This is a genomic window from Dorea chungnamensis (assembly GCF_039832125.1).
In the GTDB taxonomy this organism is placed as follows: domain Bacteria; phylum Bacillota; class Clostridia; order Lachnospirales; family Lachnospiraceae; genus JAFBIX01.
Window position 1 is genome coordinate 109,471 of record NZ_JBDOHT010000005.1, and the last position, 24,242, is coordinate 133,712.

The 24,242-nt window shown below is 41.0% G+C and carries 21 protein-coding genes and 1 riboswitch; of the genes, 18 read left to right on the forward strand and 3 right to left on the reverse strand.

What is annotated here, in order from left to right; all coding sequences use genetic code 11:
- Positions 1-8 precede the first annotated feature (8 nt).
- Both ABE613_RS06115 and ABE613_RS06120 read left to right on the forward strand, forming a co-directional pair.
- The gene (locus tag ABE613_RS06115; RefSeq protein ID WP_347375949.1) at positions 9-278 is read left to right on the forward strand and encodes an acylphosphatase; all 270 of its coding nucleotides are present in this window, start codon (positions 9-11) and stop codon (positions 276-278) included.
- Between the two features lie 104 nt (positions 279-382).
- Positions 383-970, forward strand: coding sequence for a TetR/AcrR family transcriptional regulator (locus ABE613_RS06120; protein WP_235232555.1), 588 nt, complete (start codon positions 383-385; stop codon positions 968-970).
- A 15-nt stretch (positions 971-985) separates the two neighbouring features.
- Here ABE613_RS06120 and ABE613_RS06125 read toward each other — a convergent pair whose 3' ends face one another.
- On the reverse strand, positions 986-1,627 hold the full coding sequence (locus ABE613_RS06125; protein ID WP_235232556.1) for a GntR family transcriptional regulator: 642 nt from the start codon (positions 1,625-1,627) through the stop codon (positions 986-988).
- A 230-nt stretch (positions 1,628-1,857) separates the two neighbouring features.
- Here ABE613_RS06125 and proC point away from each other — a divergent pair, with 230 nt between their 5' ends.
- From proC to ABE613_RS06200, 15 genes are all read left to right on the forward strand, one after another.
- Positions 1,858-2,652, forward strand: a complete 795-nt coding sequence (proC, locus tag ABE613_RS06130) for a pyrroline-5-carboxylate reductase (protein WP_235232557.1) — start codon at positions 1,858-1,860, stop codon at positions 2,650-2,652.
- A 142-nt stretch (positions 2,653-2,794) separates the two neighbouring features.
- On the forward strand, positions 2,795-3,436 hold the full coding sequence (locus ABE613_RS06135; protein WP_347375950.1) for a hypothetical protein: 642 nt from the start codon (positions 2,795-2,797) through the stop codon (positions 3,434-3,436).
- A 59-nt stretch (positions 3,437-3,495) separates the two neighbouring features.
- Positions 3,496-5,097 carry an aryl-sulfate sulfotransferase gene (locus ABE613_RS06140; RefSeq protein ID WP_347375951.1) on the forward strand — a complete coding sequence of 534 codons (1,602 nt, stop codon included), beginning with the start codon at positions 3,496-3,498 and terminating at the stop codon, positions 5,095-5,097.
- An 88-nt stretch (positions 5,098-5,185) separates the two neighbouring features.
- On the forward strand, positions 5,186-5,704 hold the full coding sequence (locus ABE613_RS06145; protein ID WP_235232560.1) for a peptidylprolyl isomerase: 519 nt from the start codon (positions 5,186-5,188) through the stop codon (positions 5,702-5,704).
- Between the two features lie 21 nt (positions 5,705-5,725).
- Positions 5,726-6,571, forward strand: a complete 846-nt coding sequence (locus tag ABE613_RS06150) for an energy-coupling factor transporter ATPase (protein ID WP_347375952.1) — start codon at positions 5,726-5,728, stop codon at positions 6,569-6,571.
- Complete coding sequence (locus ABE613_RS06155; RefSeq protein WP_235232562.1) at positions 6,562-7,416, forward strand: energy-coupling factor transporter ATPase; 855 nt, start codon at positions 6,562-6,564, stop codon at positions 7,414-7,416. The genes ABE613_RS06150 and ABE613_RS06155 overlap by 10 nt, the downstream gene beginning before the upstream one ends.
- Positions 7,413-8,207, forward strand: coding sequence for an energy-coupling factor transporter transmembrane component T family protein (locus ABE613_RS06160; RefSeq protein WP_347375953.1), 795 nt, complete (start codon positions 7,413-7,415; stop codon positions 8,205-8,207). The genes ABE613_RS06155 and ABE613_RS06160 overlap by 4 nt, the downstream gene beginning before the upstream one ends.
- A 77-nt stretch (positions 8,208-8,284) precedes the next feature.
- Entirely contained in the window at positions 8,285-9,037 is a 753-nt protein-coding gene (gene truA / locus ABE613_RS06165) for a tRNA pseudouridine(38-40) synthase TruA (protein ID WP_235232564.1), read from the forward strand.
- Positions 9,018-10,169, forward strand: a complete 1,152-nt coding sequence (locus tag ABE613_RS06170; protein WP_347375954.1) for an aminotransferase class V-fold PLP-dependent enzyme — start codon at positions 9,018-9,020, stop codon at positions 10,167-10,169. The genes truA and ABE613_RS06170 overlap by 20 nt, the downstream gene beginning before the upstream one ends.
- Positions 10,170-10,309: 140 nt before the next feature.
- Entirely contained in the window at positions 10,310-11,584 is a 1,275-nt protein-coding gene (locus ABE613_RS06175) for a double-cubane-cluster-containing anaerobic reductase (RefSeq protein ID WP_235232566.1), read from the forward strand.
- A 22-nt stretch (positions 11,585-11,606) separates the two neighbouring features.
- On the forward strand, positions 11,607-11,867 hold the full coding sequence (locus ABE613_RS06180) for a putative Se/S carrier protein (protein ID WP_235232567.1): 261 nt from the start codon (positions 11,607-11,609) through the stop codon (positions 11,865-11,867).
- A gap of 14 nt (positions 11,868-11,881) precedes the next feature.
- Positions 11,882-12,643 (forward strand): acyl-CoA dehydratase activase, encoded by a 762-nt coding sequence (locus ABE613_RS06185; protein ID WP_347375955.1) that lies wholly within the window; start codon positions 11,882-11,884, stop codon positions 12,641-12,643.
- A gap of 145 nt (positions 12,644-12,788) precedes the next feature.
- Positions 12,789-14,771: a sodium-translocating pyrophosphatase gene (locus ABE613_RS06190; RefSeq protein ID WP_235232569.1), complete on the forward strand. Its 1,983-nt coding sequence runs from the start codon at positions 12,789-12,791 to the stop codon at positions 14,769-14,771.
- Between the two features lie 203 nt (positions 14,772-14,974).
- Positions 14,975-16,027: a CobW family GTP-binding protein gene (locus tag ABE613_RS06195; RefSeq protein ID WP_347375956.1), complete on the forward strand. Its 1,053-nt coding sequence runs from the start codon at positions 14,975-14,977 to the stop codon at positions 16,025-16,027.
- A gap of 22 nt (positions 16,028-16,049) precedes the next feature.
- Positions 16,050-16,994, forward strand: coding sequence for a TIGR03943 family putative permease subunit (locus ABE613_RS06200; RefSeq protein WP_235232571.1), 945 nt, complete (start codon positions 16,050-16,052; stop codon positions 16,992-16,994).
- A 40-nt stretch (positions 16,995-17,034) separates the two neighbouring features.
- On the opposite strand, the gene ABE613_RS06205 is transcribed toward ABE613_RS06200, so the two are convergent.
- Both ABE613_RS06205 and ABE613_RS06210 read right to left on the reverse strand, forming a co-directional pair.
- A complete protein-coding gene (locus tag ABE613_RS06205) occupies positions 17,035-18,417 on the reverse strand; it encodes a sodium-dependent transporter (protein ID WP_347375957.1) in 1,383 nt (460 codons plus the stop codon).
- Positions 18,418-18,573: 156 nt separating this feature from the next.
- The gene (locus ABE613_RS06210) at positions 18,574-19,953 is read right to left on the reverse strand and encodes a sodium-dependent transporter (protein ID WP_347375958.1); all 1,380 of its coding nucleotides are present in this window, start codon (positions 19,951-19,953) and stop codon (positions 18,574-18,576) included.
- Between the two features lie 343 nt (positions 19,954-20,296).
- Between ABE613_RS06210 and nifJ the strand changes: the two genes are divergently transcribed.
- Positions 20,297-23,836, forward strand: coding sequence for a pyruvate:ferredoxin (flavodoxin) oxidoreductase (nifJ, locus tag ABE613_RS06215; protein ID WP_235232574.1), 3,540 nt, complete (start codon positions 20,297-20,299; stop codon positions 23,834-23,836).
- A 143-nt stretch (positions 23,837-23,979) separates the two neighbouring features.
- Positions 23,980-24,148, forward strand: a riboswitch (Lysine riboswitch).
- Positions 24,149-24,242: the final 94 nt, after the last annotated feature.

Here is a 24,242-nt window from a genome sequence, read left to right on the forward strand (position 1 = left end):
TTGAGTAGATGGCAGAAGTAAGAAAACGTATCGTATTTTATGGAAGAGTACAAGGTGTAGGATTTCGTTATACAGCAAAGCGCCTGGCACAGTCTTTGGGATTGACAGGGTGGGCAAAAAATGAGTATGATGGCACTTTAGTAATGGAAATTCAAGGTCGTGAGCCGATGATATATAAGCTGATGGAAGGATTGAATCATAATATGTTTATAACCATTGAGTGGATTGATACGGAAGAAATTCCTGTAGAACCAGAAAGTTGTTTTTATGTACGTTAGTATGATAAGATATATAAAAGGATAAAAAGGGACACGGCAAATTGAATTAGGGACGGAGGAAAATGAGAAAACCCCCGTCCCCGATTTACAAAAAGGTGAGGATTATGGAAAAAAGTGTGAAAAAGAAAGATGTTAAGAGCAGAATTGTTGCGGCGGCGTGGCAGTTATTTTATGAGAAGGGGTATAATGGAACAACCGTAGATGACATTATTGCGTTGTCGGACACTTCAAAAGGCTCTTTTTACTATTATTTTAGTACTAAGGATGAACTTTTGGATACATTGTCATTAATTTTGGATGATTACTATGAAGAGTTGGAGACTGAGATGGATCCGAAGATGAATAGTTTTCACAAATTATTATATCTGAATTATAAGGTGCATACAATGATGGAAGAGAAGATCAGCAGGGAATTGCTGGCATCTCTTTATTCTACACAGCTCGTGTCAGAGAGACAAAGTCATCTTCTGGATCAGAATCGTAATTATTATAAATTGATTACAAAGATTGTGGATGAAGGACAGAAGCGTGGGCAGATCCGTGCCGATATTTCTGTCAGTGAGGTGACAAGATATTATGCATTGTGTGAACGTGCACTGGTATCAGACTGGTGTCTGAATAAAGGAAAATACTCTTTGGGAGAGTACAGTAAAGAGTGCATGCCATACATGATGGAACATTTTAAAGTATAGATAAAGGGAGGCGTTCTACCTCCCTTTTAAAGCGCTGTTTTTCCCAATGCCAAAATGATCAGCTTTCAGAATTTCATATGCTTTTTCATAATTCCCGCTGCGCATGTATTTTATCATTTCCTTTAAATTTTCGTTTGTCTTTGGTATACGCATACCGTTTTTGATAGAGTATTGTCCGATACGGATCAGCTCTGATAAGTTGTTTTCATAGATTCTGTTAATCCGTTCATTTTCAAAAATACTGATGATCTCCATATGCATAGCAGTATCTGCAATCTCCCATTCATACACGTCAGATGCGACGGCACACATGCGGACGATCTTCTCTTCAATTCGATAAGAATATTCTTCGTTGCGTCCGGAAGTGAAGATTAACCGGAATGCAGCCCCCTCTAATAATTCACGTAATTGATAGATCTCGTTAATATCTTGGTCGGTAATCTCTTTGACGGTCATTGATTTGTAATAGTCAGATACGATCAATCCTTCTGCCTGCAACATCTGGATGGCGGTTCGTACCGGGCTTCTGCTCATTCCCAGTTCTTTCGTAAGAAAAGCTTCTGTAAGTGGCATTCCAGGTGGATATGTCAGATTTAGAATGTTGTTTTTGATTGTTTCATAAGCCTGATCTGCCAGGGATGTGTTTTTTTCAGCCATAGGACACCTTCCGTTCAAATTATTCTTTGCTTTTGGGGAAATATACATCATGAGCGTATACGTTTTTTGAAAATGTATACAAATTATAACGTATTTTCAAGAAAAACTCAAGAAAAATGTTGACTTTTGATTCTATACATGGTATAGTCGATACAGAAAACAAATTGTATACAAATTTAAAAAACGTATACAAAATAAAGCTGATTTTTGAGATAAGGAAGGTAGGAAAGATGAAATTAGGATTTATCGGTACGGGTAACATGGCATCAGCAATTATGGGTGGTATTATTAAGAAAGCGATCATTCCGGCAGAGGAGATTATCGGTGCCGATCTGTTCGCGCCAGGAAGAGAACGTGTACAAAAGCAATTTGGCATTCATGTGACTGACAGCAACAAAGAGGTCGTTGAAAAAGCAGAAGTCATCATCCTGTCTGTTAAGCCACAGTTTTATGAAAGTGTAATCAATGAGATTAAAGATGATATTAAGAAAGATCAGATTGTTATAACAATTGCTCCAGGTAAGACCCTGGCTTGGCTCTCTGAAAAGTTTGGTAAAGATGTAAAACTTGTCCGCACTATGCCAAATACTCCGGCAATGGTAGGTGAAGGTATGACAGCTGCCTGCCCGAATGAGCATATGACAGAGGAAGAGATCGCATATGTGCGTACACTTCTGGAAAGCTTTAGTCGTGTAGAGATCGTTCCAGAGCGTTTGATGGACGTAGTAGTATCTGTCAGCGGAAGTTCTCCGGCTTATGTATTTGTTATGATTGAAGCAATGGCAGATGCAGCAGTATCTGGTGGAATGCCAAGAGCACAGGCATATCAGTTTGCTGCTCAGGCAGTTTTGGGAAGTGCGAAGATGGTATTAGACACAGGAAAGCATCCGGGTGAGTTAAAAGACATGGTATGTTCTCCTGCAGGAACCACAATTGAAGCTGTTCGTACGTTGGAAGAACGTGGATTTAGAAGTGCGATCATCGAAGCAATGAAAGTATGCGAAGAGATTTCCAAGAGCTTATAATCCAATAATAATTGACATAAGAATCCCTCAAGTAGCGAAAAGTATCCGGCCGTTTGGTCAGGATACTTTTTGCTGTTCATAAAAAATAAAATGTGGTAAGATAATAAAGATTTGAGAAAAGATATAAAAAGAAGGTGGGCATTTGAAGAAAAGTTTAGCTTATTTTACGATAGAAGATGCATATGGCGGCAATCAGGAATGGTTCACCAATGTTGTAATGAATATCGGAGGTTGTGGCGCGGCGACTGCATGCGACAGCTGTATTTATTTTGCAAAACAGATGGGAATGACAGCCTTATATCCTTATGATATCAATCATCTTACGAAGGAAGAGTACCGCAGGTTCAGCCAGATAATGAAGCCCTATATCCGTCCCAGAGTTGGTGGTGTAAAAAAGCTGGAATGGTATATGGAAGGATTGAACAAATATATTCAAGATGTGAATCACCGGGAAAATACACAGATTAAGATCGGAATGCGCGGACTTAGCGGGGAATGTTCTTATGAGGAAGCTTCCCGTGCAGTCAAATACCAGATTGATGCTGGAATTCCCGTGCCATATTTAATGCTGAAGCACAAGAATCCGGAAAAGTATAAAGACTTTATATGGCACTGGTTCCTGGTCGTTGGGTATGAAGAGACAAAAGAAGGTATGGATATCTATGTGGCGACTTATGGAGAAGAGACCAGATTATCAATGAAGGAATTATGGGATACCGGAATGGATGAAAAAGGTGGAATTGTATTATATGATACCAGGGTCCAAAGGCCTAAACTCACATGAGCTTACTCATAGGTGGGGCTTTTGATTATGACATCATAGAGAAAAGGCAGGTTTACAGGATGAAAAAAAGACGGATTATACAAGGAGGCATTGTGGCAGCAGCTCTTTGCATTGCAGTGGTACTGGGAAGGTCTGGTGCGAATAGTGATATGAAGGAAGAACCGGAAGCTGTCGAGGAACAGACGGAGTCGACAGAAAAAGAAGAGGATGGACTATCCCGGGAACAGCAGGAGATGCTGGAAAAGATAAGTAAGACTTATGATGTAGAAGAGCAAAAAGAGATTGCCAGCCGTCTGGAAGAGAAGAAAAAGTCTCAGGATTATACGATCAATAATATGCTGATCGAGCAGAACCCTTTTGGCACTAACAATCAGTCATTGTATGTTTATTTTAATACGGATGAACCAATGAATGTCAGCTATACTATTCATGTGAAAGACTCTTCTGTCAGCGATTTCGCCCAGAATGTATATCAAACAGAAAGATATCAGACAGAGCATGAATTTCAAGTTATCGGTCTCGTGCCAAATATGGAGAATCAGATTACTTTTTTCTTGACAAGGGAAGATGGATCCACTGACACAAAAGAAATTGTATTTGAGATGGGAGATGCTCTGGGAACAGAAGAAGTGAAGCTGGAACAAGAAGTAAAAGGAAATGTGGAAGATCTGGAAGAAGGATTGTACGTTGTTCTGGGAAATGACAGCGAGAAGTTGAATTTCATGTACTATTATGATAACAATGGGGTACTTCGCGGAGAAGTCCCATTGCTGGGTTATCGAAGCTGTAGGTTGATTTTTGAGCAGGATTATATGTATTACAGTATTTCTGAGACAAAGATGGTGCAAGTGAACCGTTTAGGACAGGTCACACAAGTGTATGAACTTGGAAACTATGAATTGCATCATGATTATGTATTTGATGACAACGGTAATATGCTGATTCTGGCAACGGATAAGACACAGAATAGTGTTGAGGATATCGTGATAAAACTGGATGTGAATTCAGGAACAGTGACAGAGATTCTGGATCTTGGAGATTTATTTGGAAGTTACAAGGCAGAATGTCAGAAGAATTCTGACGAGAAGTTGGACTGGATGCATATCAATACCATTCAGTGGATTGGAAATGGATCCATCTTATTAAGTTCCAGAGAAACATCTTCTATTATTAAGATCGATAATGTCTATGATTCACCGACGGTTTCTTATATTATAGGGGAAAAGTCAGTCTGGGCTGATACGGAATATGAAAGCCTGGTATTCCAGAAAAATGGAGACTTTACCATTCAGGGGGGACAGAACAGCATTACCTATGTTAAGGATGAAAGCCTTTCGGAAGGACAGTATTATGTGGATCTGTTTCATAATAATATAGAAATCAATGAAATTTCATATTATTATAAATATCTGATTGATGAAAATACTGGATCATTCGAGTTGACAGATTCATTTGAAGTTCCTTATTCTGATTGTGGAAGCAGTGTTCAGAATCTGGATGAGAATACAGTGGTCGATTCTGGCAGGCAAGGTGTGTTTGGTGAATATAATAAGAACCATGAACTGATTGCAAGTTTTCAGATGGATGTAGAGACATTCGTATATCGTGTATATAAATATGATTTTGAAGGGTTTTATTTTGCAGGAAGTCAGAAAGAATAAGTCGTATACTTTACGAATGGTTCAATATCCGTTACAATAGAAAACATAGTCAAAAAAAGAAAAATATAGTAGAAAAGGGGAAAGTGTTATGGCAAATCCAATTGTAACATTTGAGATGGAAAATGGAGATATTATGAAAGCAGAATTGTATCCGGAGATTGCTCCGAATACCGTGAATAATTTTATATCACTGGTACAGAAAGGATTCTATGATGGATTGATTTTTCATCGTGTAATCCGTGGGTTTATGATTCAGGGCGGATGCCCGAATGGAACTGGAATGGGTGGCCCGGGGTATAACATTAAGGGAGAATTTTCACAGAATGGTTTCAAAAATGATCTGGCACATACAGAAGGCGTCCTTTCAATGGCCAGAGCAATGCATCCAGATTCAGCAGGTTCACAGTTCTTCATCATGCATAAAAATTCTCCGCATCTGGATGGTGCATATGCAGCTTTCGGAAAGATTGTGGAAGGTATGGATGTGGTAAATAAGATTGCAGAGACGGATACAGATTATAGTGACAGACCGTTAGAGGAACAAAAGATGAAGAAAGTGACGGTTGATACACAGGGTGAAACTTATCCAGAACCAGAGAAAGCATAAGAAAAGCTGGAGGCAGAATCCATGGATATGGTACAGACAGAAAAACTGATATTTGAATATGAAAAGCGCGATGAAGAAGGAAATGTCATAGGAATGTCTCGTGCGATTGATGAAGTGGATATAGATGTGAAGGAAGGTCAATTCATTGCTATCTTAGGCCACAATGGCTCTGGTAAATCTACATTGGCTAAGCATATCAATGCGATCCTTGTCCCTACAGAAGGAACGATGTGGGTCAATGGGAAAGATACCAGTGATCCAAATGAACTTTGGAATGTGCGGCAGTCGGCTGGCATGGTGTTTCAGAATCCGGATAATCAGATTATAGGAACGGTTGTGGAAGAAGATGTCGGGTTTGGACCGGAGAATCTTTGTGTACCGACGGACGAGATCTGGCAGCGTGTAGAAGAAAGCTTAAAAGCAGTAGGAATGATAGAATATAGACATCATTCTCCGAATAAACTTTCCGGTGGACAAAAGCAGCGTGTGGCGATCGCCGGAGTGGTGGCTATGGAACCAAAATGCATTGTCCTGGATGAACCGACGGCAATGTTGGATCCGGTGGGAAGAAAAGAAGTTTTGAAGACAGTACAGAAGCTTCAGGAACAGAAGAAAGTTACGGTAATCCTAATAACACATTATATGGAAGAAGTGGTTGATGCAGATAAGATTTATGTTATGGACCATGGACATGTTGTGATGGAAGGAACACCGCGGGAAATATTTTCACAAGTAGATGTATTAAAAAAATATCGTCTGGATGTGCCACAGGTTACTATATTGGCAGATGAGTTGAAAAAACGAGGTCTGGATATACCGGCCGGTATTTTAAAAAAAGAAGAGTTGGTGGAAGCATTATGTCAATGAAGTTAGAACATCTGAATTATGTATACAGTCCAGGAACGGCATATGAGAAAAAAGCCTTGAATGATATTTGTCTGGAGATCCCAGATGGAGAGTTCATAGGAATTATTGGTCACACTGGCTCGGGAAAGTCTACACTGATACAGCACCTGAACGGATTGCTTAAAGCTACCAGTGGAGAATTGTATTTTAATGGAGAAAATATTTATTCAGAAGGATACAACATGCACGAATTGCGAAATCAGGTAGGGCTTGTATTTCAGTATCCTGAGCATCAGCTGTTTGAAGTGGATGTGATGACAGATGTATGTTTTGGTCCTAAGAATCAGGGACTGACACCAGAGGAATGCGAGAAGCGTGCGTTGGAGGCATTGAAGCTTGTAGGTCTTAAGGAGAAATACTACCGCTCTTCTCCGTTTGAATTATCTGGTGGGCAGAAGAGAAGAGCAGCCATTGCCGGTGTTTTGGCAATGCGCCCGAAGGTGTTGGTGTTGGATGAACCGACGGCTGGCCTTGACCCAAAAGGACGAGATGACATCTTGGATCAGATTGCCTATCTGCATCGGCAAAGTGATATGACAGTCATTCTTGTATCGCATAGCATGGAAGATATTGCGAGATATGCGGATCGCATTATTGTAATGAATCACGGCTCTGTGATGTATAATGATAAGCCGGAAAAAGTGTTCGAGCATTATCAGGAATTGGAGAAGATAGGGCTTGCAGCACCGCAGGTTACTTATATCATGCATGATCTGGCAGAAAAAGGGCTGCCGGTAAAGGTGAATGTTACAACGGTGGAAGAAGCGGCAGATGAGATTATGAAGGTACTGGAGAAGAAAAGATGATTCGAGATATAACAATAGGACAATATTATCCGGCAAAAAGTATATTACACAGACTGGATCCAAGAGTAAAACTAGTATGCACATTATTGTATCTGGTATCATTATTTTTATTCAGAAGCGTTCCAGGGTATATTGTGGCAACAATTTTCCTGGCAATGATAATCAAGATATCGACGGTTCCATTTTCCTATATTGTAAGAGGACTTAAACCCATCGTTATGCTCTTGATGATAACCGTTCTTTTTAACCTGTTCCTTACAAGAGACGGTGAGGTGTTGTTTCATGCCTGGATTTTTACCATTACAGAAGGTGGGCTTATTACGGCGGTATATATGGCAATCCGTCTGATATACTTAATTATCGGTTCTTCGCTCATGACATTTACGACGACACCAAACGAATTGACAGATGGAATTGAAGCCTTGTTGCATCCATTGAACAGAATCCATGTTCCCGTACATGAAGTGGCAATGATGATGTCCATCGCATTGCGTTTTATACCGATCCTTCTGGAAGAGACCGACAAGATAATGAAAGCACAGATAGCTCGTGGGGCAGATCTGGAAAGTGGTAATATGATACAAAAAGCAAAAAGCATGATTCCAATCCTGGTTCCACTGTTCGTATCCGCCTTTCGCCGTGCCAACGATCTTGCCATGGCCATGGAGGCAAGGTGTTACCGCGGCGGAGAAGGAAGGACAAAAATGAAACCACTCCACTATCAAAAGAGAGATTATGTGGCTTATATTGTTGTAATTGTATATGTAATTGCTGTAGTTTTGATAGGGTGATATTAATTTGGGACGGGGGTTTTTTCAATTTACTCCGTCCCAAATTGCAATTTACCCTGTCCCTTTTGAGGTATGAGATGAGAAGAGTCAGAATTGTTGTTGCTTATGATGGTACAAATTATTGTGGATGGCAGGTTCAGCCGAATGGAATTACGGTTGAAGAGGTGTTGAATGCGAAGCTTCAAAAATTGACAGGTGAAAAGATTCGTATTATAGGAGCCAGCCGTACGGATTCAGGAGTGCATGCATTGGGAAATGTGGCGGTATTCGATACGGAATCGTCGATTCCGCCAGAACGGATGGCGTATGCATTGAACCAACGCCTTCCGGAGGATATTGTGATTGTAAGATCAGAGGAGGTTCCGTTGGATTGGCATCCCCGTTATCAGGATGAGGTGACGAAGATGTATGAATATCACATTTATAATGCGCCTGTGCCGAATCCTTTAAAACGAAGATATAGTACCTTTGTGTCTTTCCCGATGGACGTAGAAAAGATGCGGCAAGGAGCATCGTATCTAATCGGAGAACATGATTTTGTTAGTTTCTGTAATGTACGAACGAATGTGGAAGATACTGTTCGTACAGTGAAGGAGATACAGATTGAACAGCAAGGTCCTGAGATTACCATACGAATTACCGGAAATGGTTTTTTGTATAATATGGTGCGCATTATTGCGGGGACGTTAATTCGAGTCGGAAGAGGTTTCTATACACCTGAACGGGTGAAAGAAATATTAGATGCAAAAGAACGGACAGAAGCGGGCGTGACAGCGCCGCCGAATGGTTTGGTATTGGTGGGGATTGAATATGGAGAAGATTTATTTTGACAATGGCAGTACGTCATGGCCAAAAGCGCCAAAAGTGGCAGAAGCTATGGCTGATCTGTTGACTCACGGGGCATTCAATATTAACAGAGGTAATTATGAAGGTGCTTATGAGGTGGAAGCAACGGTTCTGGATACGCGGGAACAGCTGGCACGTCTGTTTCATGCAAAAGATTCTCGGAGTGTCATATTTACACCTGGAATTACGTACTCTCTGAATTACTTCATCAAAGGTTTTCTGCAATCAGGAGATCATGTCCTGGTATCAGGGATGGAGCATAATGCAGTTATGCGTCCGTTAAAACAGATGGAAGCAATCGGCGTTACCTATGATGTGGTAAGAACAGAGGTGGATGGGACGATTCAACCCGAAGATGTGGAGCGTGCCATTAAGAATAATACAAAAGCAATCATTATGCTTCATGCCTCAAATGTGTGCGGTACCATTGTCCCGATTAAGGCAATTGGAGAGATCTGCCGCAGGCATCATCTGTTTTTTGTTGTTGATACGGCTCAGAGTGCGGGTACAATTCCAGTAAATATGCAAGAATGTAATATTGATTTCCTTGCATTTACCGGACATAAAGGACTTTTGGGGCCGCAAGGAATCGGTGGTTTTCTTATATCTGAAGAGTTGAATGATCAGATGAAGCCATATATCGCAGGTGGAACAGGGAGTCAGTCGGATGTACTTCAGATGCCGGAAAGCCTTCCGGACAAGTATGAAAGCGGAACTATGAACCTTCCGGGCATTATCGGTCTTCATGCGGCTTTGTCGTATATAGAAGAAACTGGAATAATGACGATTCATCGTAAGAAGCTGGAGCTGACACAGTATTTTCTGGAAAATGTAAAGGAATTCACCAATATCCGTATTGTGGGAAAAGAAGGAATGAAAGATCGTGTTGCGGTTGTTTCGTTGGATTTCGTGCAGGAGGATAACGCGGTTATTGCTTTTGAGTTAGAACAAAATTATGGAATTATGACAAGAGTCGGCCTTCATTGTGCACCAATAGCACATCGCACATTGCATACTTATCCACAGGGAACGGTTCGTTTTGCTTTTAGTGCTTCCAATACGAGAGGCGAGATTGATCAATGCATAGAGGGATTTCGAGAAATATTATCAGTATAGAATATATAAATAAACCTAGTAATAATATAAGAAAAATCAATATATATTCTGACCTGAATTTATTGCCCCATTAAAACAAACATGTTACGGTTAAGTTAGTAATTATAAGTACGACAAAGAGTCACAAGGAGGAAAATAATATGGCTGATTATCGTAAAATGTGGGAAGATCTGGGAATGGATATTGAGCTGCATGATCAATTGTGCGCGGTGCTTCCGCAGGCGTTTGGAGATGTTTTCTTGTCTCAGGAAAATCGCCCGGAGTGCATGGATTACTACAATATGGTTGTAGCAGACATTCACGGCATTCGCCCGGCAGAATTAATCGAGCATCAGAAGAAAGGTGGAAAAGTATTCGGTACATTCTGTGTGTATGTACCAGATGAGATCATTTTTGCAGCTGATGCAATTGCAACGGGACTTTGCGGCGGATCACAGTTCTGGGTTCCAGGCGGTGAGAAAGTGCTTCCGACGAATACTTGTCCGTTGATCAAGGCATCTGTCGGAGCAAGATTAGACCGTACCTGCCCATTTTTCCGCATTGCAGATATGTATATTGGGGAGACAACCTGCGATGGTAAGAAGAAGGCATGGGAGATCCTGTCAGAAGATGTTCCGGTTCATGTAATGGATCTTCCGCAGATGAAACGCGCGAAAGATGTGAAAGCGTGGGCCGAAGAGATTAAAGAGCTGAAAAATGTAGTAGAAGAATTTACCGGCAATAAAGTGACAGAGGAATCACTTGCAGAAAGTATCAAGCTTATTAATGCGAAGAGAAAAGCTTTGGCAAGATTATATGAGACGCGTAAGAGTGAGAATCTTCCAATCAGCGGTACTGATGCACTTGTGATATCACAGATTGCATTCTACGATGATCCGGCAAGATTTACACAGATGACGAACAAGCTGTGTGATGAGTTGGAACAGCGCATTCAGGACGGAGTAAGTGTAGTTCCAGCCGGAACAAAACGTATTATGTTGACAGGTACACCTCTTGCAATTCCGAACTGGAAGCTGCATAATATAGTAGAGACAAGTGGCGCAGTCGTTGTCTGTGAAGAGATGTGTACAGGTACACGTTATTTTGAGCGATTGGTGGACGAGACTCAGACAACTATCGATGGACAGATTGATGCGCTGGCTGAAAGATATATGGGAATTAACTGTGCATGCTTCACTCCAAACCAGGCAAGAATCGATGATATTTTACGCTTTGCAAAAGAATATAAGGTCGATGGTATTATTGATGTCAACTTGAAGTTCTGTAATCTGTATGATACGGAAGGATATTTCGTGGAACGTGCGATGAAAGAAGCCGGAATTCCGGTTCTTGGAATTGAGACAGATTATACAGACAGTGATGCACAGCAGCTTCGCACAAGAATCAGCGCTTTTGTTGAGATGTTAAATAATTAAAATACAAAAAGGAAGTGTACATATGCAGAACATACAGCATTATGTGCTTTTTCCCAATCATGATAACGGCATGCGGTTATATAAAGAATTAAAAAATCTGGGGGTTCGGGCAACCATTGCTCCTACCCCCAGAACTGCGAGCAAATGCTGTGGAATCTCTCTGATGGTAAGGGAAGAAGATCTGGATATAATCAGAACTTGCATTAAAGAGCATGAGATAGAGATTCTGAAAATCGCAGCTGTTGAGAGGGACATCAATCCCAGAAGGGATAAATATTGCTAAAAGAGGTAAAAAAAGTGAATTATGTAGGAATTGATATTGGGTCGACAGCATCAAAGGTAGTGGCAATAGGAGATCATGAGATGCAGTTTGTGTTGCCGACTGGATGGAGCAGCAAAGAAACAACTCTGACAATTAAAGAAAAGTTGAAAGAAAATGGCATCGATGTTTTGTCAAATGACACTAAAGTGGTAGCAACAGGATACGGACGTGTAGCTGTAGATTTCGCAGATTATGTAATTACAGAGATTACCTGTCATGCCCGGGGTGGCAGAGAGATGGCGGGCAATGACTGTGCAATCATTGATGTAGGGGGGCAGGATACCAAAGTGATTCTGGTCGAACATGGAATGGTACAAGATTTTCTCATGAATGATAAGTGTTCAGCAGGAACTGGAAAATTTTTGGAAATTATGGCAAATCGCCTTGGAATTACCTTGCAGGAGCTGTTTGATATGGCGGAATCAGGTACGGTCCTTCCGATTAGTTCGCTGTGTACAGTATTTGCAGAATCAGAAGTAATTAATTATATCGGAGAAGGAAGAAAACGAGAAGACATTGCGGCTGGAGTGGTAGATTCTGTGGCAGCAAAAGTGTCGCAGCTCAGTCAGAGAAAGAGTCTGCCCGAAAAAGTGATATTGACAGGTGGATTAAGTCACAGCCAATATTTTACAAGTATACTGTCTGCCAAGATTGGACAGAAAGTAGAACCGACAGAACATGGAAGATATGCGGGAGCGCTGGGTGCAGCGCTGCTTGCGAAGGAGAAGTCAAAATAATTTTGACTTCTTTTTTAAAATAGAAAAAGAAGAAAATTCTTCATTTACATTAGAAAAGAATGAGTAAAAATCAGAAAAAACTATATACAAGTTCAGATTTTGTGATAATATAAAAATACAATAAATCTGTGGGAGGATTTTTATTATGGAAATGTTTTTGAAAATTGTTCCCGTGTTGGGCGTTATTGCTCTTGCGTTTGCAGGTGTTTTAGCAGCAAGAGTCAGCAAGCAGGACGCAGGAACAGACCGAATGAAGGAAATTGCATCTTCCATCAGTGAGGGTGCTCAAGCCTTTCTGACAGCTGAATACAAGATTTTGATTATCTTTGTTGCTGTGCTGTTTTTCTTGATTGGCTTTGGAATTGGTAACTGGGTAACTGCAGTCTGCTTCGTGGTTGGAGCTGTGTTCTCTACACTGGCAGGATATTTTGGAATGAGTGTAGCTACAAAGGCAAATGTAAGAACTGCTAATGCAGCGAAAGAAAGTGGCATGAACAAAGCGCTTTCTATTGCATTTTCCGGTGGAGCAGTTATGGGAATGTGTGTAGCAGGTCTTGGTGTCCTGGGAGTAAGTGCAATCTACCTTATTACAGGAAATGTAGATGTGCTTTCAGGATTCAGCCTTGGAGCTTCTTCTATCGCATTGTTCGCCCGTGTTGGTGGTGGTATCTATACAAAGGCCGCTGACGTAGGTGCAGACCTTGTAGGTAAAGTAGAAGCAGGAATTCCGGAGGATGATCCGCGTAATCCGGCAGTTATCGCTGACAATGTAGGTGATAACGTAGGTGACGTTGCCGGAATGGGAGCAGACTTGTTTGAGTCATATGTAGGAGCATTGATTTCTGCTCTCACACTTGGAATCGTATATTATAAAGTGGCTGGTGCAGTATTTCCGTTGGTAATTGCAGGATTAGGATTGATTGCTTCTATTCTTGGAACATTCTTCGTAAGAGGAGACGAGAATTCCAATCCGCATAAAGCGTTAAAGATGGGATCTTATGTATCCAGTCTTCTTGTGTTGATTGTAGCATTTGTATTCAGCAAATATTTCTTTGGTGATTTTAAAGCGGCGATTGCGATCGTAGCCGGATTAGCAGTAGGATTATTGATTGGTATTATTACAGAAGTTTATACTTCTGGTGATTATAAATCTGTAAAAGAGATTGCAGAACAGTCAGAGACTGGCTCCGCAACTACAATTATCAGTGGTCTTGCCGTAGGTATGAAATCTACCGCAATCCCGATTCTTTTAATCTGTATTGGTATCTTTATTGCATATCAGTTCTGTGGACTTTATGGAATCGCACTGGCAGCTGTAGGTATGTTGTCTACGACTGCAATTACTGTAGCGGTTGATGCGTATGGACCGATTGCTGATAATGCCGGTGGTATCGCTGAGATGTCCGGTCTTGATCCGGAAGTACGTAAGATTACAGATAAACTGGATGCTGTTGGTAACACAACTGCAGCAATGGGAAAAGGTTTTGCAATCGGTTCCGCTGCATTGACAGCGTTGGCATTGTTTGTATCTTATGCAGAAGCTGTAAAACTGGAAAGCATTGATATTCTTGACAGCCGTGTTATTATCGGATTACTGATCGGTGGTATGCTTCCATTCTTATTCTCTTCTATGACAATGCAGTCTGTATCTAAGGCGGCATATAAGATGATCGAAGAGGTAAGACGTCAATTTAGAGAGATGCCTGGAATTATGGAAGGTAAGACGAAACCAGATTATAAGTCTTGCGTTGCAATCTCTACAACAGCAGCATTAAAAGAGATGCTGGTACCTGGTATCATGGCAGTTATTTCTCCGTTGGCAGTTGGTCTCCTGTTAGGACCTGCAGCATTAGGCGGCCTTCTCGCCGGTGCATTAGTAACGGGTGTTATGATGGCAATCTTTATGTCCAATGCCGGTGGTGCATGGGATAATGCTAAGAAGTATATTGAAGATGGTAACCATGGCGGAAAAGGCAGCGAAGCTCACAAAGCAGCCGTTGTAGGAGATACTGTAGGAGATCCGTTCAAAGATACATCTGGTCCGTCTATCAATATTCTGATTAAATTGATGACTATTGTATCATTAGTATTTGCGCCACTGTTCTTAGCAGTAGGTGGATTATTGTAATTAAAAAATATAGATTTATTGTGTTATGTATGGCAGTATTTTCAGAAAAATGGAAATACTGCCATTATATATTGTCAGGCTGAACGCTTAGATTTAAAGTCGAAGTTGAGGATAAAACTGGCAACTATGAAAAGATTGTGGTAATATATGTGTCGTAACGTATTTTACAATTAAGAAGATTCAGATAGAAAAGAGGCATTTACATGACAAAAGTTGACATTATTTCTGGCTTTTTGGGAGCTGGGAAAACGACATTTATTAAAAAATTAATTGATCAGGTATTCACAGGCGAGAAGCTAGTATTGATTGAAAATGAATTTGGTGAAATCGGCATTGATGGCGGCTTTTTGAAAGACGCAGGAATTGAGATTACGGAGATGAATTCGGGATGTATTTGTTGTACGTTGGTAGGAGATTTTAGTAAAGCTCTTCAAAAAGTATTGGCAGAGTATCAGCCGGATCGTGTTATTATTGAGCCTTCTGGTGTGGGAAAATTATCTGACATCGTGAGAGCCATTGAAGATGTGAAGAAAGATGCAGAGATAGAGATCGACGGAAGAATTACGGTTGTAGATGGCAAAAAAGCAAAACTTTATTTGAAGAATTTTGGTGAATTTTTTGAAGATCAGGTAAAACATGCATCTACAATTGTTGTTAGCCGTACGCAGATGATGACCGATGAGAAAGTGGAAGAGTGCATTCATATGCTGCGGGATGAGAACGCAGATGCAGCGATTATATCAACTCCTTGGGAACAATTAAGTAAAGATGCTATATGGCATGCATTGGAGCATGGCGCTGAGATAGAAGGACTTCTGGAGGAAGAACATGACCATCATCATGACCACGAAGAATGCTGTGAGCATGATCATCACCATCATGACCATGAAGGATGCTGTGAGCATGATCATCACCATCATCACCATCATGACCATGAAGAATGCTGTGAGCATGACCATCACCACCATCACCATCATGCAGATGAGGTGTTCACCAGCTGGGGAAAAGAAACAGCACATAAATATACAGAAGAGGAATTGGATTTCTTAGTAAAAGCATTGTCCGAGACGGACAGCTACGGAACAATTCTCCGTTCTAAAGGAATTGTTCCGATGACAGATGGAACATGGAAACAATTTGATCTTGTGCCGGAGGAATATGAAGTGCGAGATGGACAGGCAGATTACACAGGACGAGTATGTGTCATCGGAACAGATCTGAAAGAAGATGAACTTTTGAAGCTGTTCCACATTTAATGAAAGAAATGAAGGTGATAGTATGGTAACAATCCCTGTATTTGTATGTACTGGTTTTTTGGACAGCGGAAAGACGACTCTTGTAAAAGAGACATTGATGGAGCAGGAGTGGATTGAACCGGGATTAACACTTCTTCTTCTCTGCGAAGAAGGGGAAGAAGAGTATTCGCAGGAATATCTGGATCAGAAAAATATGGTGTTGCTTAAGATTGAAGAATTTGAGCAGCTGAATGCCACATTTTTCAAAAATTGTGAAAAGAATTACCATCCGACGCAGGTAGTCATTGAATACAATGGAATGTGGAAGCTAGAAGATCTGTTAGCTATCAAATATCCAAGAAACTGGGAACTTCAGGGAGTATATTCGACGGTAGATGGTACAACGTTGGATATGTATCTGAAAAACATGAGAAATATGTTGATGGAACAGTTAATGGAATCAGAATTGATTGTAGTGAATCGTTGTGCAGAGGGAGTGAATCGAGGTGGATTTCGAAGAGCGCTGAAGATACAGAATCCTATGGCCCAACTCATTTTTGAAGGAATGGATGGGAAGATCATTGAACCTACGGAGGAAGATCTGCCTTACGATGTAAAACAAGATAAGATTGTGATAGATGATATAGATTTTGGAGTATGGTATGTGGATGCTTACGACCACCCGGAATTGTATCTTCACAAAGAAGTAGAGTTTGTTGCGCAGTCATTTCGACCAAGAGGTATGAAAGACAATATGTTTGTTCCCGTTCGTAAGATAATGACTTGTTGTGCGGCAGACACCAGACTTTACGGATATCCTTGCAGATCAGACAAAAAGATTGAGATTCATAAAGGAGAATGGATTCGCGTCAGAGCAAGATTTGAATATGAATCTGTGACTTCTTTTGGAAATAAGCAGCCTGTACTGCATTTGATTGAGATGAAACCGGCAGAAAAACCGAAGGAAGAAGTCGTAACTATGGGATAGGGGAGTTCGCCCCTATCCCCTTTCTTGTCTCAAAACTTATTTATGAAATGAAACCGAAGCAGTTCAGGATAACGATTAGAGTAAGTACCGGAACTACTACGGTCATAATTACTTTGTCATAAGTAGATAATTTCCCGTCTCGTCCATTCTTGGTCAGCTCTTTTTCGTATTCCTTATATCCCCATACTTTGCAACAATAGAAAGCGGTCAACAGGCAGCCGAGAGGCAGAAGGACGTAGCCTGAGAAGCAGTCAATCCAGTCGTAGACGTTGTAGTATACCACGCCGGTATTGAATGCCCACCAGGGAAGTCGAATGTTGCTTAGCAATCCGTATCCTTGACTCAGGGAACAGAAGATTCCACCGATGAAAATGATTACGGCACAGATTACGGTAGATCTTCTGTGATTGATATGACATTTCTCTTCGATACATTTTACCGGAATCTCCAGGATCGTGAAATAAGTAGATAAAACGGCAAATATAATTGCGGTAAAGAAAAAGAATCCAATGATATTACCGCCTGGAAACTGACTGAAGATCTCTGTCATGGCAAGGAATATTAGAGAAGGACCTGCAGCCATCTCTGAACCGGCACCTACAACCGTTGGAATAATTACAAATCCGGCAGTCAAAGCTACGGTAGTATCGCAGATGGTTACCATCATAGAGTCTTTACGGATATTGGCAGTGTCATTGACATTGGCGCCTAAAGTTACAAAAATAGACCATCCGATACCGACAGAGAACATAACCTGCATGCAGGCATCTGAAAATGTCTTCCAGGTAAATTTAGAAAAATCAGGAACCAGATAGAATTTCAGACCATCAATTGCTCCCTCGAAAGAAAAGAGTGCCCAAATACCACATACGATTAGAAGTACGAACAGTAAAGGCATGATGACTTTGGTGACTTTCTCCACAAGTTCTGTAATGCCGCCAGCCAGAAGAAGTACAGTAATTGCCATTAGAATCCCTGCGTAGATCAAAGGTTCAATTGGTTTGGAAATAAAGTTCATATAATAGGCCTCTTTGTCTGCGCCGAAATTGCCGCCCAATAAGTAGGTTACTGCATATTTTAATACATAACCGCTGACGATGATATAGTACATATCAATCATAACAGTACAGACAATATTGATGACCCCTGCGAATTTCCATTTCCTATTAATGACGCCGTAGGCATCAATACCGTTTGTCCTTGCATATCGCCCAATTGCTGTCTCCATCTCAACAACAGGGTGCCCAAGAACAATGCAGAGGATGATGTATACAAATACGAATGCGCCTCCGCCGCCACCGTAAGCAAGATAAGGAAATTTCCAAATGTTCCCCAGACCAATGGCAGCACCGGCAGCTACCATAATATAGCCGAATCGGGAACCAAAATTTGAAGTAGTTTTGTTTGCTTGGTGATTACTCATGAACATCCCTCCTAAATAAAAAGGCTGCTCCCGCGTTTGGGGGAGAGCAGCCTTAAAAGATAATAAAATTACTCTTCTATATTATTATATTCTCTGCCTTTTAGCTGGTCAAAGAATTGGAAAGATGCTTAACACTATTTTAGCATCAAACGAACATTATTTGATGAATCCGAAACAGTTCAGAATAACGATCAATGTAAGAATCGGAACCGCAACTGTCATAACTACTTTATCGTACATACTTAACTTTCCGTCACGTCCATCTTTGGTCAATTCTTTCTCGTATTCCTTATATCCCCATACTTTACAACAGTAGAATGCGGTCAGGAGACATCCTAATGGAAGAAGTACATAACCGGAGAAACAATCAATCCAGTCATAGATATTATAATATACAACACCTGAACCATATGCCCACCATGGGAGCTTCACACCGCTGAGCAGACCAGCACCCTGACTCAGAGAACAGAAGATACCACCGATGAAAATTAAAATTGCAGTAATCCAGGTTGCTTTTCTGTGATTGATATGGAACTTCTCTTCGATACATTTTACCGGAATTTCCAGGATTGTAAAGTATGTGGAAAGAACGGCGAATATCAATGCGGTAAAGAAGAAGAATCCAAGGATATTACCGCCAGGTAAAGTGGAGAAGATCTCTGTCATAGCAAGGAATACAAGAGATGGACCTGCAGCCATCTCAGAACCTGCACCTACAACGGAAGGAATGATTACAAAACCTGCAGTCAATGCAACTGCTGTATCACAGATGGTTACCATCATAGAGTCTTTCCGGATATTAGCACTGTCTTTTACACTGGCACCAAGTGTTACGAAGATCGCCCATCCGATACCAACGGAGAACATTACCTGCATACAGGCATCAGCAAAGGTCTTCCAGGTAAATTTGGAAAAATCAGGAATTAAGTAAAACTTCAGACCATCAATTGCACCGTCAAATGCAAATAAAGCCCAGAATCCACAGATAAGAAGTAATACAAACAGCAAAGGCATGATTATTTTTGTAACTTTTTCAACCAGTTCTGTAATACCTTTGGATAATAAAAGTACGATAATGATCATTAATATTCCTGCATAAATCAATGGCTCAATCGGGTCAGAGATAAAGTTCATGTAATATGCAGTCTTATCAGTACCAAAATGTCCACCTGTAAGGTAAGTAACAGCATATTTTAATACATAACCGCTGACGATGATATAGTACATATCAATCAAAAAGGTACAAAGTACATTGACAAATCCGACAAATTTATACTTTGGATTTACAACTCCGTAAGCGTCAATTGCGTTTGTCTTTGCGTAACGTCCGATTGCCGTCTCCATCTCAACAACAGGATGACCGAGTACGATACAAAGGATGATGTACACAACAATAAATGCGCCACCGCCACCGCCGTAGGCAAGATAAGGGAATTTCCAAATGTTTCCAAGTCCGATAGCAGCACCTGCCGCCACCATGATGTAGCCAAATCGGGAACCAAAATTGGCTGAAGGTTTTTTCTCGTTGCTACTCATAATAACACTCCATTCTCTTCATTATTTGAGATATGAAATAAAAAAGGATGCTCTCACAAAGTTTATGAGAGCATCCTCGCCTAATTCAATCCTCTTCTTTAGTATACTCGAAACTTCCTGTCTTGTCAAGAAATTGTCAGACAATCTATAAGAAAGCCTTATAAAACATATTCGAATTGTCTATAATAAAGCTGATATAAAAACAGATTATACTCGGTTTGTATCAAAAAAGGAACAAAAATAACCATAAGAATCACTAGACTTTTAAATACTTAGGGACTATAATTATAATACACGTCAAATTGTAAAATTTGTATCACTTTTTTAAGGAGGAACAGCAAAAATGGCAAGAAAAATGAAGACCATGGATGGTAACCAGGCAGCAGCTCATGCGTCATATGCTTATACTGAGGTTGCAGCTATTTACCCAATTACCCCATCATCTGTTATGCCTGAACACGTAGATGAGTGGGCTACCGAAGGTAGAAAGAACATATTTGGACAGACTGTCCAGGTAACAGAGATGCAGTCAGAAGCAGGTGCAGCCGGAGCAGTACACGGTTCATTAGCAGCTGGAGCTTTAACAACAACATTTACAGCATCCCAGGGATTATTGTTAATGATTCCTAACTTATATAAAGTAGCAGGTGAACAGCTTCCAGGAGTATTTAACGTATCCGCTCGTGCCCTTGCAAGTCACGCATTGTCAATCTTCGGAGATCACTCTGATGTATATGCATGTCGTCAGACTGGTGCAGCAATGCTCTGTGAGTCAAGTGTACAGGAAGTTATGGATTTGACACCTGTTGCACACTGTGCAGCATTAAAGGGAAAACTTCCATTTATCAACTTCTTTGATGGATTCCGTACATCTCACGAGATTCAGAAGATTGAGACATGGGATTATGAAGATCTGAAAGATCTGGTAGATATGGATGCTATTGATGAATTCAGAAATCACGCCCTGAATCCAAATCACCCATGCCAGAGAGGTTCTGCTCAGAACCCGGATATTTTCTTCCAGGCAAGAGAAGCATGTAATCCATATTACGATGCTATGCCAGCTATCGTTCAGGAGTATATGGACAAAGTTAATGCTAAGATTGGTACAGATTACAAACTGTTCAACTACTATGGAGCAGCAGATGCTGAGAAAGTTATCGTTGCTATGGGTTCTGTTTGTGACACAATCGAAGAGACGATCGATTACCTGACAGCAGCAGGAGAAAAAGTTGGTGTTGTTAAGGTTCGTCTTTACAGACCATTCTGCGCACAGGCATTGATCGATGTGATTCCGGATACAGTGAAGTATATTAATGTACTTGACAGAACAAAAGAGCCAGGAGCTCAGGGCGAGCCATTATACCTGGATGTTGTTTCTGCACTGAAGGGATCTAAGTTCGACGCTGTTCCGATTAACTGCGGACGTTACGGATTAGGTTCTAAAGATACAACACCTGCACAGATTGTTGCAGTATTTAATAATACAGACAAGGCTAGATTTACAATTGGTATCGAAGATGATGTGACGAATCTTTCATTGGAAGTTGGTGCACCACTTGTTACAACACCAGAAGGAACAATCAACTGTAAGTTCTGGGGTCTTGGAGCAGACGGTACTGTTGGTGCTAACAAGAACTCTATCAAGATTATCGGTGACAATACAGATATGTATGCACAGGCTTATTTTGATTATGACTCTAAGAAGTCTGGCGGTGTTACAATGTCTCATCTGCGTTTCGGTAAGAAGCCAATCAAATCTACTTACCTGATTCACAAAGCAAACTTTGTAGCATGTCACAATCCATCTTATGTAAATAAATACAACATGGTTCAGGAATTAGTTGACGGTGGAACATTCCTTCTGAACTGCCCATGGGATATAGAAGGTCTGGAGAAACATCTGCCAGGACAGGTGAAAGCATTTATCGCTGACCACAACATCAAGTTCTACACCATCGATGGTATTAAGATTGGTAAAGAGATCGGACTTGGCGGACGTATCAATACCGTTCTTCAGTCTGCATTCTTCAAACTGGCAGCTATCATTCCAGAAGAAGAAGCTATCGATCTGATGAAGAAAGCAGCTAAGGCTACTTACGGAAGAAAAGGTGATAAGATCGTACAGATGAACTACGATGCTATTGATGCTGGTGCTAAGCAGGTAGTTGAAGTAGAAGTTCCAGAGTCTTGGAAGTCTTGTGCAGATGAAGGATTATTTGCACCAGAAGTTAAAGGCGGAAAAGATGATGTTGTTGCATTCGTTAAGAATATTCAGGCAAAAGTTAACGCACAGGAAGGTAACACACTTCCAGTATCTGCATTCAATGATTATGTAGACGGTTCTACACCATCTGGTACTGCAGCATACGAGAAACGTGGTATTGCAGTAGATATTCCGGTATGGAAATCTGAAAACTGTATCCAGTGTAACCGTTGTGCATATGTTTGTCCTCACGCAGTTATCCGTCCGGTTGCTCTTACAGAGGATGAACTTGCAAAAGCTCCAGAAGGAACACAGGCAATCGATATGATTGGTATGCCAGGTATGAAGTTCACTATGACTGTATCAGCTCTTGACTGTACAGGATGTGGTTCATGTGCTAACGTATGTCCAGGTAAGAAGGGTGAGAAAGCTCTTGTTATGGAGAATCTGGAAGCAAATGCAGCATCTCAGGATGTATTTGATTTCGGTAGAGAGATTCCAGTTAAACCAGAAGTTGTTGCTAAGTTTAAACCAGAGACTGTTAAGGGAAGCCAGTTCAAACAGCCACTCTTAGAGTTCTCAGGCGCTTGTGCAGGTTGTGGTGAGACACCTTACGCTAAGTTGATCACACAGTTATTCGGTGACAGAATGTACATTGCTAATGCAACAGGATGTTCTTCTATCTGGGGTAACTCTTCACCATCTACACCATATACAGTAAACGGAAAAGGACAGGGACCTGCATGGGCTAACTCCTTATTCGAAGACAATGCTGAGTTTGGTTATGGTATGTTACTTGCTCAGAAAGCAATCAGAAAGAGACTGAAAGAAGAAGTTGAGACTGTTGCAGCATCTGATGCAGCTTCTGCAGAAGTAAAAGCAGCTTGCCAGGAATATCTGGATACATTTAACTGTGGTGTATCTAACGGAGATGCTACAGATAAATTAGTTGCAGCATTAGACGGATGTGATTGCGAGACATGCAAAGACATCGTTAAGAATAAAGACTTCCTTGCTAAGAAATCCCAGTGGATCTTCGGTGGTGACGGATGGGCTTACGATATCGGATTCGGTGGTGTTGACCACGTATTAGCAAGTGGTGAAGACATCAACATCATGGTATTTGATACAGAGGTTTACTCTAACACAGGTGGACAGTCTTCTAAGGCTACTAAGACAGGTGCAACAGCACAGTTCGCAGCAGGCGGAAAAGAGACTAAGAAGAAAGACCTCGCTGGTATCGCTATGAGTTATGGTTATGTATACGTAGCACAGATCGCTATGGGCGCAGACTTCAACCAGACTGTAAAAGCAATTGCAGAGGCAGAGGCTTATCCAGGACCATCACTGATCATCGCTTACGCTCCATGTATCAACCATGGTATCAAGAAAGGTATGAGCAAAGCTCAGACTGAGGAAGCATTAGCAGTAGAATGTGGATACTGGAACAACTTCAGATTCAATCCTGCAGCAGAAGGCGGCAAGTTCACACTTGACAGCAAAGAGCCTAAGCAGGAAGATTACCAGGCATTCCTTGACGGAGAAGTTCGTTACAATGCACTGAAGAGAGCAAATCCAGCAAAAGCTGAGAAGTTATTCGCTAGAAACGAAGCTGAGGCTATGGAAAGATATGCATATCTGAAGAAACTGGTTACTCTGTACGGAACAGAAGAATAAGATTCAGTTGTAAGGTAATACGGGCGGTCGCGAAAGCGGCCGCCTTATTTATGATCACAGATCTATGCAAATCATTGCTAAATTATATATCATTGGTTGACTTTTCCTTATAAAAATGATACAACTTTGTTATATGAATAATGAGACTTGATAGAGGCGCAGATTTCATAAGTACTTTGTGGCAATAGTCTGGGAGGACTGCCGATTAGAAAAGGGGGATCTGCCGAAGAAATTCTATTCTCCCAATAGGATTTCTGGGCTGCAGTCAGAACATGCTGCAGACTGTCACAACAGTGGAGCGCTATCATGGATGTATGACACAGTATTGATCTGTTATGCCATGAGCGCGCCCGGTAAGCGTTGTTCATGGTATTTTTATTTTCAATATATAAGCAAAAGAGAGGAA

What these genes read in the sequence shown, in the direction of transcription:
- ABE613_RS06115 (WP_347375949.1), top strand. Translation starts at nt 9, where the DNA reads ATGGCAGAAGTAAGAAAACGTATCGTATTTTATGGAAGAGTACAAGGT.
- ABE613_RS06120 (WP_235232555.1), top strand. Translation starts at nt 383, where the DNA reads ATGGAAAAAAGTGTGAAAAAGAAAGATGTTAAGAGCAGAATTGTTGCG.
- ABE613_RS06125 (WP_235232556.1), bottom strand. Translation starts at nt 1,627, where the DNA reads ATGGCTGAAAAAAACACATCCCTGGCAGATCAGGCTTATGAAACAATC.
- proC (WP_235232557.1), top strand. Translation starts at nt 1,858, where the DNA reads ATGAAATTAGGATTTATCGGTACGGGTAACATGGCATCAGCAATTATG.
- ABE613_RS06140 (WP_347375951.1), top strand. Translation starts at nt 3,496, where the DNA reads ATGAAAAAAAGACGGATTATACAAGGAGGCATTGTGGCAGCAGCTCTT.
- ABE613_RS06145 (WP_235232560.1), top strand. Translation starts at nt 5,186, where the DNA reads ATGGCAAATCCAATTGTAACATTTGAGATGGAAAATGGAGATATTATG.
- ABE613_RS06150 (WP_347375952.1), top strand. Translation starts at nt 5,726, where the DNA reads ATGGATATGGTACAGACAGAAAAACTGATATTTGAATATGAAAAGCGC.
- ABE613_RS06155 (WP_235232562.1), top strand. Translation starts at nt 6,562, where the DNA reads ATGTCAATGAAGTTAGAACATCTGAATTATGTATACAGTCCAGGAACG.
- ABE613_RS06160 (WP_347375953.1), top strand. Translation starts at nt 7,413, where the DNA reads ATGATTCGAGATATAACAATAGGACAATATTATCCGGCAAAAAGTATA.
- truA (WP_235232564.1), top strand. Translation starts at nt 8,285, where the DNA reads ATGAGAAGAGTCAGAATTGTTGTTGCTTATGATGGTACAAATTATTGT.
- ABE613_RS06170 (WP_347375954.1), top strand. Translation starts at nt 9,018, where the DNA reads ATGGAGAAGATTTATTTTGACAATGGCAGTACGTCATGGCCAAAAGCG.
- ABE613_RS06175 (WP_235232566.1), top strand. Translation starts at nt 10,310, where the DNA reads ATGGCTGATTATCGTAAAATGTGGGAAGATCTGGGAATGGATATTGAG.
- ABE613_RS06180 (WP_235232567.1), top strand. Translation starts at nt 11,607, where the DNA reads ATGCAGAACATACAGCATTATGTGCTTTTTCCCAATCATGATAACGGC.
- ABE613_RS06190 (WP_235232569.1), top strand. Translation starts at nt 12,789, where the DNA reads ATGGAAATGTTTTTGAAAATTGTTCCCGTGTTGGGCGTTATTGCTCTT.
- ABE613_RS06195 (WP_347375956.1), top strand. Translation starts at nt 14,975, where the DNA reads ATGACAAAAGTTGACATTATTTCTGGCTTTTTGGGAGCTGGGAAAACG.
- ABE613_RS06200 (WP_235232571.1), top strand. Translation starts at nt 16,050, where the DNA reads ATGGTAACAATCCCTGTATTTGTATGTACTGGTTTTTTGGACAGCGGA.
- ABE613_RS06205 (WP_347375957.1), bottom strand. Translation starts at nt 18,417, where the DNA reads ATGAGTAATCACCAAGCAAACAAAACTACTTCAAATTTTGGTTCCCGA.
- ABE613_RS06210 (WP_347375958.1), bottom strand. Translation starts at nt 19,953, where the DNA reads ATGAGTAGCAACGAGAAAAAACCTTCAGCCAATTTTGGTTCCCGATTT.
- nifJ (WP_235232574.1), top strand. Translation starts at nt 20,297, where the DNA reads ATGGCAAGAAAAATGAAGACCATGGATGGTAACCAGGCAGCAGCTCAT.